Source organism: Lysinibacillus sp. Y5S-8 (genome assembly GCF_036894365.1).
GTDB classification, from domain to species: Bacteria; Bacillota; Bacilli; order Bacillales_A; family Planococcaceae; genus Lysinibacillus; species Lysinibacillus fusiformis_D.
In genome coordinates, this window is sequence record NZ_CP145889.1 from 4,098,682 (window position 1) to 4,113,779 (window position 15,098).

Genomic DNA, 15,098 nt, shown 5'->3' on the forward strand with positions numbered 1-15,098 from the left:
AATGACCATGTTATTACGCGATTTTTTCATCCAGTTATCTGAAAACCAACTATTAAATAGTGCTGCAAAGAAATATGGCCTAAAATTAGGAGCACAGAGTGTAGTAGCTGGTACAAATATTGAAGAAACAATTGCAAGCATCAAAGAACTAAATGCACATAATATTTCTTGTACGGTAGACAACCTAGGCGAATTTGTTTCAAGTAAAGAAGAAGCAACGGCTGCAAAAGAAAAAATCCTTACTGTAATCGAAGCCATTCATGAGAACGGTGTTGCTGCACATATTTCATTAAAACCATCTCAATTAGGTTTAGACATTGATGTTGATTTTTGTTATGACAACCTGTATGAAATAGTAGAAAAAGCCGCTTCTTATGATATATTTGTTAACTTTGATATGGAAGACTACGGCCGTCTTCAAACATCCTTTGATATGGTAGAAGAGTTATCTAAAACATTTAATAATGTTGGTACAGTTATTCAATCCTACTTTTACCGTGCAAAAGACGATATCGAAAAATTCAAGGACTACCGTTTACGTATTGTAAAAGGTGCTTATAAAGAGCCTGTAGAAGTGGCCTATCAAGATAAATTAGATATTGATTTAAACTTTATTGAGTTGATTGAATATCACTTGCTACACGGCAAATTTACGTCAATCGCAACACATGATCATAATATCATCGCACACGTAAAACGCTTTGTTGCAGATCATAATATTCCACTTGATAAATTTGAATTCCAAATGCTATACGGTTTCCGCACTGATATGCAGAAAGAGCTTGCAAAAGAAGGCTATAACTTCTGTGTGTACGTTCCATTCGGTGAAGATTGGTACGGCTACTTTATGCGCCGTTTAGCTGAGCGTCCTCAAAACCTTAACCTTGTAACAAAACAAGTGTTTACGAAAAAAACGAATACTGTTCTTGCTGTAGCAGCAGGTGCATTCGTTCTTGGACGTATAACAAAACGCAAAAAGTAAAAAAACGAACCTTATCGCGCTCATGCGATAAGGTTCTCTTTATTTGTTCCATCCTTTTTCTTTAAAGCGTGCAATGGCCTCAATACGATTACCAACATTTAGTTTTTCTAAAATGGTTGAAATATAATTACGTACCGTTCCAGCAGATAAAAATAGCTCTGCCGCAATTTCCTTTGTCGTCTTGCCCTCTGCCACAAGTGTCAGCACCTGGCTTTCACGCTCTGTTAAAGGATTTTCACTATCATCCTCATAGACAAAATCAACAAGCTCTGGCGCATAAATACGTTTACCGTCCATTATTGTACGAATCCCACTTACTAATTCCTCAATAGGGCTATCCTTTAATAAATAGCCTCTTACGCTCGCTTTTCTAGCACGCTCGAAATAACCTGGTCTGGCAAATGTAGTTAAAATAATGACCTTACAATCTGAGCCAATACTATGCATTTCTTCTGCTGCGTCTAGTCCCGTTTTCACTGGCATTTCAATATCCATAATACAAATATCAGGCTGATGCTCTGCCACCAACATCAATGCTTCCTCACCATTTTTTGCTAAGCCGACGACCTCCATATCCTCTTCCATACTAAGTAAAGAGCGAAGAGCCCCTAATAGCATCCCCTGATCTTCAGCGATCACAATTCGTATCATGTCACAAGCCTCTTTTCTATTCTATATGTTCTTCAGATTTTCTTTGACATTTTGATGCGTAATAGCCACTGGTATAGTTACCGTTAATGTAGTACCCTCAACACTTTCAATCTTAAAGGACCCATTAATAAACTCTAAGCGTTCCCGCATTCCCTTCAATCCGTTCCCCGTTTTCCATGCTTGTTTTTTCGTAATACCTTGTCCGTTATCCCGAACGATTAAGTAAACTTCCTTAAAGTTTTGATGGAAAGCAATTTCACATTTTGTTGCTCCACTATGTTTGACAACATTATTAACCGCCTCTTTTAGGCACATGCATAAAACATTTTCGACAAGTGGCGGAACTTGCAATGCATTTTTATCGCCTTCAAAAACAAACTCCATTTCTGCTGCCTTTAGTATTTGAGAAATACGCATTAGCTCATCCTCAAATTTTGCCGTCCGCATGTCTGACACCAATTCACGAACCTCTTTTAAGGCAATGCTTGCCGTCTGGCGTATATCCTTAATCTCAATCAAAGCCTGCTGTGGATCACGTTCAATCAACCTAGAAGCTAGATCACTTTTTAAGCCAATCATGGACAATTTTTGCCCCAAAGTATCATGCAAATCACGAGCAATTCGTTGTCGTTCCTCAAAAACAATTAACTCGGCAATACGTTCATTAGCTGTTTCTAACTGCCCCTCTAAGTTTTCACGTTTATTTTTGGAATAAATCGTTAATGGTAAAAGAACAACAGCTAGAATGGTTAGCACAACAAAAGGTAGCTGCGATAAAAATAAGTGAAGCTCCACAAAGAAGCCGACACCGGTAGATATAACTGTAAACCCAATATGTAGACCGTACATAATATAAAAGCCGACAGGTCTTCGTATGTTGCCAATAAAAAATGCTGTGAAAATAGATAGATACACATAGCCATATAAGATGGTCATGACAATATTGATGGCCATTTCAAAGCTGATCCACATATAAACTAAACCGCTTTTCGAATTCATGGAAAATCGATAAAAAATAAAATAAAGCATTAAAAACGTAATGCCAATCGAGATTTCGATATAAGATGATTTCCTAAAAATGAAGAAAAACGGTAGGAAACAAAAAATAATCCATAAATATACACTGAGCATTGGACTATTCGGAATAATACTATGCCATTTCCTCAACATAATCTCACGCTCTTTCCTACTTTTCCCTTATTATAACAAGAAAATTTAATTTATGCCTGCACATGCTTTAGACAAAATCCATCCTTTTACATAAAACAGCCATCTCGTTTGCAGAGATGGCTGTTTTCAACTAAGCGGCAATACTGCCTCTTGCTTTGCGTTTTATGATTTCATTTACTTCTTTAAACGATACAAATTTGCCTTGATCTTCATCATATAACTTGTAACGTAATGATTCTAAACTTGTACGTAACGTAATCGTTGTTGCCATGTGTAAAGGCGGCGTTTCATTATGTGCTTTTTCAAGATTATAGTTAGGTACTCGAGGAGCTAAGTGATGGACATGGTGGAAACCAATATTCCCTGTAACCCATTGTAAAATCTTTGGCAATTTATAATACGAGCTACCTTCCACTGCGGCTTTAACATAATCCCATTCTGATTCATGTTCAAAGTAAGAATCTTCATATGTGTGCTGAATATAAAACAACCAAATTCCTAAAGAACCAGCAATAAATAAGGTAACGCCTTGGACTAATAAAAATGCTTGCCAGCCCATGAAGAAAATTAAAGCAGCACAAACTCCGACCATAACGCTATTCGTTAAAATTGTGTTCAAGCGTTCTTTCTTTCTTGCATCCTTACGATTAAAACGATTTAAGATAAGCACCATATATAATGGTCCTAACCCAAACATAACGAATGGGTTACGATAAAAGCGATACCATAATCGTTGTCCCTTTGAGGCTTGCATATATTCTTCCACTGTCATCATATCAATATCACCAATACCACGCTTGTCTAGGTTTGAGCTTGTTGCATGGTGAATTGTATGTTCACGTTTCCATTTTTCATATGGGAATGATGTTAGCACTCCAGTAAAAAATCCAACCCAGTCGTTTGCCTTTTTACTTTTGAAAAATGATCCGTGTGTGCAATCGTGAAAAATAATAAAAGTTCGTACGACAAACCCCGCTGAAATGGCACTTAAGCCAACTGTTAGCCAAGGTGAAACATCTACTAATAAGTAACCAGCCACCCACAATGCAATTAACGGTACAAGTGTATTTATCATTTGAAAAACACTTTTACCCGTATTAGATTTAGCAAATGGCGCTACATCTTGGCGTAACTTTTTTGTTTTTTCTTTAATAGTTGCCATCCTATACTCCCTCGTTTCTTTTTTTCTTATGACCTCATCATAAAACAAGAGTACAAGTCAGTAACAGACGCAAACATCATAAAAAGGATATGACATTTGTCATATCCTTTTTATGATGTTGGTTCATTCAAATGCAACTGATAGAACACAAGGTCTAGCCATTGTTCAAATTTATAGCCTGCATTTTTAATTGTACCTGCATATTCAAAACCTAATTTTTCATGTGCTTTAATGCTAGCAATGTTTTCTCCATCAATACCAGCAACGAGTGTTTTGACACCACGCTCCTCTGCAATAGCTATAAGCTTATGCATGAGCTTCGTTGCAATTCCCTTTTGATAATGCTCATTATGCACATAGACGGAATGCTCCATTGTATATTGATAACCAGGGTAAGGACGGAATTGACTATAAGTAGCAAAGCCAGCAACAATCCCATTTTCCTCAAATACAAGCAGTGGATTGCCGAATGCTTGCTGCTCCTTATACCATTGCACTTTTTCATCTAAAGTTTGTATATCATATCGATAGACAGCCTTACTTGTTAAAATAATATCATTATAGATGTCTAAAACCTCAGGTATATCTTTTTCTTCCATGAATCGAATCATCCTGCTCACTTCCTTAATGAAATTGTCCTCACATTCTTCAATGATTCAATGAAATGGATATAGATAGTCAATGAATTGACTATCTATATCCTCCTATTTTACGCCTTAAACATTGAAGTAGCGAGCATCGGGATGAGCAAAAACAATCGCTGAAACAGATGCTTCAGGCTCCATCATAAAACCTTCTGTAAGGTGAACGCCAATATCCTCAGGCTTTAATAAGCCGAATAGTTTTTCCTGATCCTCCAAGTTAGGGCACGCAGGATAACCGAAAGAAAAACGCTGCCCTTGATATTTAGCTGCAAAACGATCTCTCATTGTAAAATCAGTGGTATCTGGGAAGCCCCATTGGTCACGAATTTCTTGATGCATACGTTCAGCAAAGCCCTCTGCTAATTCTAGTGCAGTCGATTGCAGTGCATGGCTTTCAAGGAATTTGCCAGCCTCTTTTAATTGACGAGCTGTTGCCATAACCCCTTGCCCTGCTGTTACCACCATGAGCGCAATATAATCCATTTCTCCACTCTCTACCGTTTTTAAGAAATCGGCTAGACATAAAAATGGTTCTACTTGCTGCCGCGGGAAAGTAAAACGTTCAATTTCTGTTTTACTATCGGCAGGATCATAAACAACGACATCATCCCCATCCGCTTGAGCAGGGAAAAATTGATATAAACCTGAAGGCTTTAATAAATCACTTTTTAAATAATCATCTACTAAATCCTTTAGCTCTGTTGCTCGTGAATCACCGACATCTAGCAATTGCTGAACCTGCCCTTTCAAGCCTAAATGATGTCCCAGCAATGTACGCATATTGACGTATGGATATAAATGCGATACTGCATAGTCTTTCTTCACATGACGACGTAAATCAGCTGGTAAAAATATTGACGCTTCCTTTACTGTACGTACTGGCTTTATTGTTATCTCTTTAGCTGGACGTGCAGCTCTTTTTACATCTGCCTCTAGCCGTTTTTGACGAGATTCCTGGATTTCAGCTAAGAAATTCGCACGCGTTTCTTTACCCATTAATAGATTTGCTTGCTCTAATCCCTGCATAGCATCCTTTGAATAAATAACTGGACCATTGTATTCATCTGCAATTTTTGTTTCTGTAAAGCGTCGAGAAAGTGCAGCTCCACCAACTAAAATTGGTACATCAATGCCAGCCTCTTTGAAATCCTGAGCAGTAATGACCATCTGTTGCGCTGATTTTACCAGTAAGCCTGATAGCCCGATAAAATCTGGTTTTTCCTTGCGAATCGCTTCAATCAATTGTGCTGGTGTTACTTTAATGCCTAAATCGACAACCTTATAGCCATTATTACTTAAAATAATATCAACAAGGTTTTTCCCAATATCGTGCACATCTCCTTTAACGGTAGCTAAAACCATTTTCCCTTTTCCAGCACTCTCTTCATTCTTTTCCATGAATTGCTCTAAATGGGCAACAGCAGCCTTCATCACGCCTGCTGATTGTAAAACCTCCGCTACAATGAGTTGGTTATCATTAAACAATCGACCTACCTCAGCCATACCAGCCATTAAAGGACCATTAATAATATCAAGTGGCGCCGCAAAGATTTCGCGTGCAGCATCTAAATCCTCAATCAGCCCTTCTTTTGTACCTTCTAAAATATAATAAGCTAAACGACCTTCAACCGTTTTTGGTATATCCGCTTCGGTTTTTTCTTTCTTTTTATCACGATAAAAGTCTGTGAATACTGCTAATGTTTCATCATTCGTATTAAACAGTAAGTCATTTGCAAGTTTAATTTCTGCCTCTGGAATGGATGCATAACGTTCTAGTTTCTCTGTATTGACAATGGCATAATCTAAGCCGGCCTGTGTACAATGATAAAGATACACAGCATTCAGTACTTCACGGCCAACTGGCGGTAAGCCAAATGAAATATTACTTACACCAAGTACAGTTAATGTCTGTGGCATCTTTTCTTTGATTAGTCGAATTCCTTCAATTGTTTCTAGAGCCGATCCAATATACTGCTCATCACCAGTCCCTACAGGGAACATCAACGGGTCGAAAATGATATCCTCCGGTGCAAGTCCCCATTTTTCAGTTAATAATTTATAGGAACGTTCGGCAATTTCAAGCTTGCGATGACGATCAACGGCCATTCCTATTTCATCAATGGTTCCAACTACCAATGAGGCTCCATACTTCTTCACGAGTGGCATTACTGCATCAAATCGTTCTTCACCATCTTCTAGATTAATAGAGTTAATGATGGCTTTTCCTTGAGAAAATTTTAATGCTTCCTCAATGACCTTTTCATCTGTCGAGTCGATTACAAGAGGAACCTTAACCTTTTTCACAACCTCCTGCATAAAACCACGCATATCAGCTAATTCATCACGATCGGGGTTGGCTAAGCAAATATCAATAACGTGTGCACCATTTTTTACTTGCGCACGTGCAATTTCTGCAGCTTCTTCAAACTTCCCATCAATGATTAAATTCTTAAATTTACGAGAGCCTATAACATTCGTTCTTTCACCAATAAATAATGGACGCATAGAATCGTCATACAATAATGGTTCGATTCCTGATACCGCATGACCATGTGTTTTCTCTGGTATTTGGCGTGGTTTTTCATCTTTTAAAACCTCACGGATAGCTGTGATATGAGCTGGAGTCGTCCCACAACATCCACCTACAATATTAAGCCAGCCCTTTTCTGCAAAGCCTTTTAATTTTTGTGATAAAGATTCTGGTGATTCATGATAGCAACCTTCTTCATCCGGCAAGCCTGCATTCGGATAACAGCTAATATAGCCTGTGGAAAGCTCTGCCAATGAACGAATATGATCCGTCATAAACTCTGGTCCAGTCGCACAGTTTAAACCAACGGATAGTGGTTTAATATGTTCAATAGAAATATAAAAAGCATCAATCGTTTGCCCTGCGAGTGTTGTACCCATCGGTTCAATTGTTCCTGAAATCATGACGGGTAGTTCTTTGCCAGTTGCCGCGAAAGCACGTGCTACACCTAGAGTACCTGCTTTTACGTTTAACATATCCTGACTAGTTTCTAGTAAAAGGACGTCTGCTCCTGCCTCAATTAACGCCTTCGCCTGTACATAAAAATTTTCCTCTAGCTCATCAAATGTAATACCGCCAGTTACGGATAATGTTTTTGTTGTTGGACCCATTGCGCCAGCAACAAAACGTGGCCAATCTGATGTTGAAAAGTTATCCACTGCTTGACGAGCAATTTCGACGGCACGTTTATTAATTTCTTCCGCTTTTGCGCCAAGATCATATTCATTTAACACAAGAGGCGTCCCGCCAAAAGTATTCGTACAAATAATATCTGCGCCTGCCTCTAAATATTTATGGTGAATTTCCTTAATTACATCAGGTCTAGTAAGCACAAGATTTTCATTACAGCCATCAAGCTCCTCCCCGCCAAAATCCTCAGCGGATAAGTTTTCGTTTTGTAGCATTGTTCCCATTGCGCCATCAAGAATTAAAATACGTTTCTCTAGTTGCTTTTCAATCAAGTGCTTAGCCATGTATACTTACCCCTTTTTTCTGTTCATCCAATTGCTCAATATATTTCATCAACTCTAAAGTCACATCATAACGTAAAAATGGAGTGATAAGGTAAATGCCATTGAAATACTGCGCAGCCACCTCTACTAATTCCTTCGCAATGGCAATCCCCTCAAATGTTGCACGTTCTTTATCTTCACCACAGGCCTTCATTCTTGCTAAGGCATCTTCAGATAATTTTATGCCTGGCACCTCATGATGTAAGAATTCAGCACTTTTATAACTTGTAACGGGCATAATACCAATATAAATAGGCGCTTGTAAATGCTTGGTTGCCTCATAAATTTCCACAATTTTTTCCTTCGTATATACTGGCTGTGAAATAAAGTAGTCTGCTCCGTACTCAATTTTCTTCTCTAAGCGTGCCACAGCACGATCTAATACACGGACATTTGGATTAAATGCAGCAGCTACTGAAAAATTTGCTTTTTTACGAAGTGGTTTACCTGAGAAGGAAATACCTTGATTTAACTGCTTAATTAATTGGATCAGCTCCATTGATGAGACATCATAAACACTTGTGGCACCTGGGAAGTCCCCAACTTTTGTTGGATCGCCAGTAACAGCTAACACATCATGAATTCCTAATGCATTTAACCCCATTAAATGTGATTGCAGACCGATTAAATTACGGTCTCGGCATGTAATATGTGTTAGAGGACGTACACCATTAGTACTCTTCAACAATGCACCCATAGCAATATTGCTAATACGTGGAGAAGCCAGAGAATTGTCTGCCATCATGACGACATCTGCTCCTGCATCATACAATTGTTTTGCCCCTTCCAAAAAACCATCAATTTCCAGATGTCTAGGTGTATCTAGCTCTACAATGACAGAGCGTTCGCGCTTTACTTTTTCATGAAGAGGTTCATACTTCGTTGGCTCTGCTTCACGAACAATCTGAATCTTCTCGGGTTTGGCATACTTTTCATGAACTGGTGATAACTCTTCTAAATACTTCTTCGCTGCTGCTATATGCTTCGGTGTCGTACCACAACAGCCCCCAATTAAGCGTACCCCTTGATCACGTAATTCTACAGCCGCTCGACCAAAATATTCAGCTTCTGACTCATAAACGACACGTCCATCTTCTAAGTCAAGGAGTGAAGCATTCGGATAAGCTGACATAAATGCCTTATCAGGAAGTTCTACACCTTCAAACGCCTGAATGGTATGGTGTGGACCTAAACGACAATTGACACCCACAATATCCGCACCAAGTTTTTCTAGCTCATGCAGGGCGTTATTTAAAGACATACCGTTTTGTAAAACACCAGGTTCGTGCATGGAAACTTGCGCAATAATCGGTAATTTTGTCTTTGTCCGTAGCATCTTTAAGGTAGCTGTTAATTCTTCAAAATCATAATAGGTTTCGAGTAAAAGGCCGTCTGGATTTCCAGCAAGTAAAACACTCGCTTGCTCATCAATAGTTGCTAAGATTTCATCTAACGTTGCATCACTTTTACGAATACCACGAATACCACCAATTGTCCCTAAGACAAACTGACCTCCATCTGCCGCAGCTCGCTTTGCGATTGTAATCGCCGCTTCATTAAATTGTTGGACACGCGATTCTAATCCATAGCGAGCTAATTTAATGGCATTTGCACCATACGTATTCGTTTGGATGATATCAGCACCAGCTGCAATATATTCTCTATGAATCTTTTCAATTAACTCAGGTTTCTGTACATTCATTTCCTCATGACAATACTCCAAACCATAGCCATAAAGCACTGTGCCTATTGCGCCATCTGCCGTCAATACATGCGTTTTTAACCTTTCAAGCAATCTCATTAAACTAGCCTCTCTTCCTATATCTCTGTATAATAAAAAGCCTTCTTTTATAAAAAAAAGAAGGCTTTAATGACTCATCATTGTTTTTTCCTTCTCATCTTCGACTCAATGGTCTTCTGGATTTAGCACCTGACAAAAAAGTTGGTTGCTGAAGCTTCAATGGGCCAGTCCCTCTGCTTCTCTTGATAAGAATGTAGTATGAATTTTTTAAATAATTAAAAGAATCATATCGTTTACTGACGAATGAGTCAAGACTATTTCACATAACAAAGATATTTTTCACTTAAAAGCTTAGAAATTGGCTAGTTCCTTTGCAAGCTCCTCACCGATTTTTTTCCCATTTTGAATACAAGCACCAATCCCTACCCCAAAGTATGAACAACCTGCGATGGATAGATTAGGATAGTTTTCTTGTAATTCTTGAACTAAACCTTGTAATGCTTCACGGTGAGCTAGATCATATTTTGGCATTTGATCAATCCATTTTGTGACATTAATAACTGTTGGCTGTTCCTCTATTCCTAGGCTCTTGCGCACATCCTCTAAAGCAACCGCTGCTAATTCTTCGTCAGACATGGCACGGAGTTGCTCATATGCTGGATTGATGCTTTTATAAAAGAGTCGCACAAGTAATTTATGATCTCTTGATGTATGCCTCCATTTACGACTTGTCCAAGTTGCAGCATTACATGTAACGTCAGAATTATGTGAGACAATATAGCCCGTTCCATCTGCTGGCAATCTAGAGTCTGGTACATCAAAACCTAAATAGATCGTAATTGCTGAAGCTGTCGTAAATTGGTCAAAATAACGGTTTAATGATTCATCCTGTAGTAGGCCTTGAACAGCCTCATTCGGCAGTGCTAAAACGACATAATCTGTCTCGATGCTTTCACCATTAGCTAAGGCAATTGAATAGTGGTTTTCTTGCTTTTGAACATTGACAGTTGCGACACCCTTGATGATCTCTACATCAGTTAATGTTTGTTCGAGACGATCAATTAGAGAAGATAAACCGTTTTTGAACGATATAAACTTTTTATTGGCTGCTTTAGCAAATTGCTCACGATTCGCATCAAAGCCTTTTATGATACTTCCATACTCGTTCTTATAGTCAATCAAGTACGGTAAAGTAGAGGCAATCGAAAGCTGGTGTAAATCCCCTGAATAAACACCTGCAAGAACGGGTGCAATTTGATTTTTCACAAGCTCTTCCCCTAAATAATAGGTTAAAAACTCTCCAATTGAACTTTCCTTTGTGAAGTCTTTGTTTGGTAAAGTCAAATCTTTTAATGCATCTTGTTTACCTTGCTCTGTAATCAATGTGCTTTGCTCCAAGGATGCCAAACTCATTGGTATTCCAAAAGTAGAATCTGCCGGAATGGCATGTAATTCATTATTCGTATAAATATAGGAAATACCTGTTTCGTTGTAAACTAGATTCTCCTCAAAATCAAGCTCCTGTACAAGCTCCATAACACCTTTATGACGAGCTACAATCGAGTCAGCACCTGTTTCCATAATAAAACCTTGCTCATGTGTTGAATATAATTTGCCCCCTAAATATGTATTTTTTTCTACAAGCACTAGACGCACATCTACATTATTTTCCTTCACTTGACGTTGTAAATAATGCATTGTGCATAATCCTGTAATACCGCCACCTAATACAACAACTGTTTTCATAGTAACCGCCCCTATTTTTAGTTCTTCCTACAGTATAAACTTATTTTCATTGAAAATTACGTTAAACCCTTTACAAATTTAGCAAAAATAGAGCTACCTCATCTGTGAGATAGCTCTAGCTTAATCATATGGAATTTCCATTTCAAGATTTACAAAAATACACATATTTATAGGTACTATAGTGTTTAATATGTCTAAAAAATACGGAAACATAAACGTTAATTTAGTAGTCTATCCTTTTAGATTTTGGGAAAAGCTTGCTAAGTTTTCTGCTGAATTCGTTACTTCTGTAAATGATGTCCCTAACTCGTTTAATATCCCGACGATTGCTTGTATTTTCGTTGCCATACAGTCGTTTTGATCCTTTGCTTCTGTCATGGCTCCCAATATGCTTGTAAATTGACCTTCAGTTTGTAACATGTTTTCCTCACCTGACGCCACTTCATCTTGAATATTTGCCAGAGAATGCTCTAATTTCTCTGTCCGTTCACTCGTTTTTTTCAATAACAATGCCACCGAAGTAACCGAATCCTTCGTTTGAATAGATAATTTACGCACCTCATCAGCCACTACACTAAAGCCTTTGCCCGCTTCTCCAGCACGCGCCGCTTCAATTGCAGCATTCAATGCCAACAGATTGGTTTGATTAGCAATATTAGTAACAACATTCATGATTGTCTCCATTTCCCTAGACATATCCGATAATTGTTCAATATTTTCTTCTATATCATGAAGTGAATGAATAATATTAAGCATATTTTGTGATTGATTTTTTAAACGTTCACGACCTTCAAGTGCTTGATTTTCAGCCAGTGTTGAGACATCAAGTGATTTTTTAGCCAATTGTTTAATTTCGTCAGATTGCTTGCTTAAGCAGCAAAATGAATTATTTGTTTCCTGAGAAATTGTGGCAAGTGCTTCGGAAGAATCAACAATTTGTCGTTCAATAGCTTCTTTCTCATGCATCATTTTTTCTTTCATTTGTTCCACAGTGTTTTCAAAAGCCTCCAAAACGAGCTGCTGCTCGAAATTACAAATTTTCGATATGGCCCTGATCGTATTAAATTGATCTTGGGGATGCTCTATATTTTTTTCGACTAAATCAATAAATGATATGGATAAATCTTGGAATGCGCAAATATACCATTGGGTTCTAAGCCCAATATGAACATGTACCTTTGCAATTTTTACTCGTCTTTGGTAATACACCTCATCAATGGTTCCGTTAAACATTTCAATAATATGCTGCCGTAGTGTTACTTTAAGTCTGTCTACAGAACTATGATGACTAATAATATCTACCAAATGATGCTCTGTTCCTATCATGTTGTAAAAACGGTTTACGATGTGATCTACATTGTCCATAACATATGGCTGGAAAGCTTTTAAATATTGTAAGTCTTGCTTCGTTAGATTCAGCATTTCAATTTGTTTCACCATTGATTGGCGAGTAGACAAATCCATTTTTACTGTATATTGCTGTAAATCCAATACCTTCGTCTTTCTCTGTTTTTGAAAAATCACACATCTTCCCTCTTTCATTCCGTTTACTTTCAGCAGGCTGAGAAACACCAAATCCCTTTTTTAACATATTGATTGATACAAGAAAAAATACCGATAAAAACAGATTAGCTATTATGCTATGGGCTAATACTCTTTCTGTCTGGCACACTTCCTCCAAAAGCATGTCGAGTACCTCTTTGTACAATCACACAAAAAATATTCCCGCTCAGCAAGCAGACCTAGTCAGTACATGACTAACAGTAGACTTATTTACGTATGCTTTATTTCAAAATCACTCATTTACATTAATCATTTTATAAATTGCTGTCAATCTTATCGATTCCTTTTTTTTACATATACCACACCAAAAGTCCCTATCTTAAAATTAATGGTAATGCATAAGAAAAAAGCTACCACAATATTATTTGGTAGCTTTTTTACCCGTTTTCTTGTTTATTATGCCTATTTTTTTTATTTTTCTTATCCTTTTTTATTAATCTTCTTTAAATATCACTATATTAATATTTTTTACCCTCTCCGCAAGAGCATCTATATACCTAAAAACACAACCCGTTTTAAATCAAAAGTTTTATAAATGCATGACAAATAAATAATTCAAATAAACTATATTTTTTCACACGAAATTTACAATCCTTTAAGTTCCTGTAATATTTTAGAAGCTTCTGCAACACCAGCATCCGCTGCGAGGCCATACCACTTGATGGCTTCTTTCAGGTTTCTAGCAATTCCTTCACCTTTATTGTAAATATGCCCTAGCTGTAGCTTAGCATCCGCGTCTCCTTGAATTGCAGCCTGTTTAAACCAATGAATACCTTTTTCGATATTGCGTATACCAGTTAGTCCATTACTCCATATATAGCCCAAATCATAAAAGGCATCTACATGATATTGTTCAGCAGCTCTTTCATACCAAAAGAGGCCACGGTTTACCTCCTTTGTTTGACCCAAGCGTCCCTCTAAATATATCCCACCAAGCCGATATTGCGCTTCGACATAACCTAGCTCTGCTGATTTTTTGTAGGCATTGAAGGCTGCTTCTACATCTGCTTCTACACCCAGTCCCTGCTCGTATATAATTCCTAACGTAAACATCGCCTCTGCCACATTTTTTTTAGCAGCATAGTCGAACCATTGTTTTGCTAATATAAAATCTTGCGGTACGCCTTCCCCATTGAAATACATATCCGCTAAATTATTAGCGGCATCCGCATGCCCCTGTAAAGCTGCTTTTTCATAGTATGAAAAAGCAAGGGAATCATTTTCTTCCACACCAATCCCCTCAAAGTAAAAATTCCCTAGCACGTATTGAGCATCTGCATGATTCTGAAGAGCTGCTAATTCAAACCATTTCAATGATTTTTCAGGTTGAAAATGTTCACCTTCTCTAGCGTTGTAGTATTCTCCCAATTGATATTGTGCATCTGCGTCTTGTTCTTCAACTGCTTCTTTATATAAATCAATAATGACTTCATGATCTAAATCCTCTTCATCTAAAATAGGGAGCTGTTCATCTTGATGACGCAAGTACCACTCCACAATATCAAGTACATCATCAACTACTGCTATACGGCTTGCTAGCTTTTCTAACGAAGAAATTTGCCAAACAAGGATATAGATAGATTCGGGAATGGCGTCACGCAAGACATCGTCATATTCCGCTAACAATGTTAAAACATTCTCCTGTATGGACTGAGATTGTTCTGAATGGATAATTTGTAAATGCCGTTGTTGCTGTTCTTTCAATAGCCCTCGCACTATTTGATACAATATTTTTTGCAAGGCTGTTAGGGTAACTTCCGTGAATGTAAGTAATTTTATATTTTGAGCAAACCATGTATTTTCTGACTGTGTCAGATTTTGTAGGGAATCAATTCTTTCTTTATTTCGCTTGGCTAACATTTGCTCGTACATTATTTTCCTCCCTTGCACACTATG

Annotated in this window: 11 protein-coding genes and 1 riboswitch; of the genes, 1 reads left to right on the top strand and 10 read right to left on the bottom strand. The window is 37.8% G+C overall.

What is annotated here, in order from left to right:
• Nucleotides 1–7 precede the first annotated feature (7 nt).
• Nucleotides 8–982 (top strand): proline dehydrogenase family protein, encoded by a 975-nt coding sequence (locus tag V6670_RS20055; RefSeq protein WP_036124585.1) that lies wholly within the window; start codon nucleotides 8–10, stop codon nucleotides 980–982.
• A gap of 39 nt (nucleotides 983–1,021) precedes the next feature.
• Here the strand turns inward: V6670_RS20055 and V6670_RS20060 are convergent, their stop codons facing one another.
• The 10 genes from V6670_RS20060 to V6670_RS20105 form a co-directional block, all read right to left on the bottom strand.
• The gene (locus tag V6670_RS20060; protein WP_141905380.1) at nucleotides 1,022–1,633 is read right to left on the bottom strand and encodes a response regulator transcription factor; all 612 of its coding nucleotides are present in this window, start codon (nucleotides 1,631–1,633) and stop codon (nucleotides 1,022–1,024) included.
• Between the two features lie 21 nt (nucleotides 1,634–1,654).
• A complete protein-coding gene (locus V6670_RS20065; protein ID WP_170829892.1) occupies nucleotides 1,655–2,662 on the bottom strand; it encodes a sensor histidine kinase in 1,008 nt (335 codons plus the stop codon).
• A gap of 271 nt (nucleotides 2,663–2,933) precedes the next feature.
• Complete coding sequence (locus V6670_RS20070) at nucleotides 2,934–3,965, bottom strand: fatty acid desaturase (protein WP_338651945.1); 1,032 nt, start codon at nucleotides 3,963–3,965, stop codon at nucleotides 2,934–2,936.
• Nucleotides 3,966–4,075: 110 nt separating this feature from the next.
• Nucleotides 4,076–4,576: an N-acetyltransferase family protein gene (locus V6670_RS20075; RefSeq protein ID WP_338651946.1), complete on the bottom strand. Its 501-nt coding sequence runs from the start codon at nucleotides 4,574–4,576 to the stop codon at nucleotides 4,076–4,078.
• A 105-nt stretch (nucleotides 4,577–4,681) separates the two neighbouring features.
• The gene (gene metH, locus V6670_RS20080) at nucleotides 4,682–8,113 is read right to left on the bottom strand and encodes a methionine synthase (protein WP_338651947.1); all 3,432 of its coding nucleotides are present in this window, start codon (nucleotides 8,111–8,113) and stop codon (nucleotides 4,682–4,684) included.
• Nucleotides 8,106–9,953 carry a bifunctional homocysteine S-methyltransferase/methylenetetrahydrofolate reductase gene (locus V6670_RS20085; RefSeq protein WP_338651948.1) on the bottom strand — a complete coding sequence of 616 codons (1,848 nt, stop codon included), beginning with the start codon at nucleotides 9,951–9,953 and terminating at the stop codon, nucleotides 8,106–8,108. The genes metH and V6670_RS20085 overlap by 8 nt, the downstream gene beginning before the upstream one ends.
• Nucleotides 9,954–10,044: 91 nt before the next feature.
• Nucleotides 10,045–10,145, bottom strand: a riboswitch (SAM riboswitch).
• A 99-nt stretch (nucleotides 10,146–10,244) separates the two neighbouring features.
• Entirely contained in the window at nucleotides 10,245–11,639 is a 1,395-nt protein-coding gene (locus V6670_RS20090) for a protoporphyrinogen oxidase (protein WP_058843593.1), read from the bottom strand.
• A gap of 231 nt (nucleotides 11,640–11,870) precedes the next feature.
• Nucleotides 11,871–13,079, bottom strand: coding sequence for a globin-coupled sensor protein (locus tag V6670_RS20095; protein WP_338651949.1), 1,209 nt, complete (start codon nucleotides 13,077–13,079; stop codon nucleotides 11,871–11,873).
• Nucleotides 13,063–13,326, bottom strand: coding sequence for a hypothetical protein (locus V6670_RS20100; RefSeq protein ID WP_170832567.1), 264 nt, complete (start codon nucleotides 13,324–13,326; stop codon nucleotides 13,063–13,065). The genes V6670_RS20095 and V6670_RS20100 overlap by 17 nt, the downstream gene beginning before the upstream one ends.
• A 461-nt stretch (nucleotides 13,327–13,787) precedes the next feature.
• A complete protein-coding gene (locus V6670_RS20105; RefSeq protein WP_338651950.1) occupies nucleotides 13,788–15,074 on the bottom strand; it encodes a tetratricopeptide repeat protein in 1,287 nt (428 codons plus the stop codon).
• Between the last annotated feature and the right edge of the window lie 24 nt (nucleotides 15,075–15,098).

Bases quoted from the DNA above. Each gene is read 5' to 3' on its own strand.
- V6670_RS20055 (WP_036124585.1), top strand. From the start codon at position 8: ATGTTATTACGCGATTTTTTCATCCAGTTATCTGAAAACCAACTATTA.
- V6670_RS20060 (WP_141905380.1), bottom strand. From the start codon at position 1,633: ATGATACGAATTGTGATCGCTGAAGATCAGGGGATGCTATTAGGGGCT.
- V6670_RS20065 (WP_170829892.1), bottom strand. From the start codon at position 2,662: ATGCTTTATTTTATTTTTTATCGATTTTCCATGAATTCGAAAAGCGGT.
- V6670_RS20070 (WP_338651945.1), bottom strand. From the start codon at position 3,965: ATGGCAACTATTAAAGAAAAAACAAAAAAGTTACGCCAAGATGTAGCG.
- V6670_RS20075 (WP_338651946.1), bottom strand. From the start codon at position 4,576: ATGATTCGATTCATGGAAGAAAAAGATATACCTGAGGTTTTAGACATC.
- metH (WP_338651947.1), bottom strand. From the start codon at position 8,113: ATGGCTAAGCACTTGATTGAAAAGCAACTAGAGAAACGTATTTTAATT.
- V6670_RS20085 (WP_338651948.1), bottom strand. From the start codon at position 9,953: ATGAGATTGCTTGAAAGGTTAAAAACGCATGTATTGACGGCAGATGGC.
- V6670_RS20090 (WP_058843593.1), bottom strand. From the start codon at position 11,639: ATGAAAACAGTTGTTGTATTAGGTGGCGGTATTACAGGATTATGCACA.
- V6670_RS20095 (WP_338651949.1), bottom strand. From the start codon at position 13,079: ATGGTGAAACAAATTGAAATGCTGAATCTAACGAAGCAAGACTTACAA.
- V6670_RS20100 (WP_170832567.1), bottom strand. From the start codon at position 13,326: ATGCTTTTGGAGGAAGTGTGCCAGACAGAAAGAGTATTAGCCCATAGC.
- V6670_RS20105 (WP_338651950.1), bottom strand. From the start codon at position 15,074: ATGTACGAGCAAATGTTAGCCAAGCGAAATAAAGAAAGAATTGATTCC.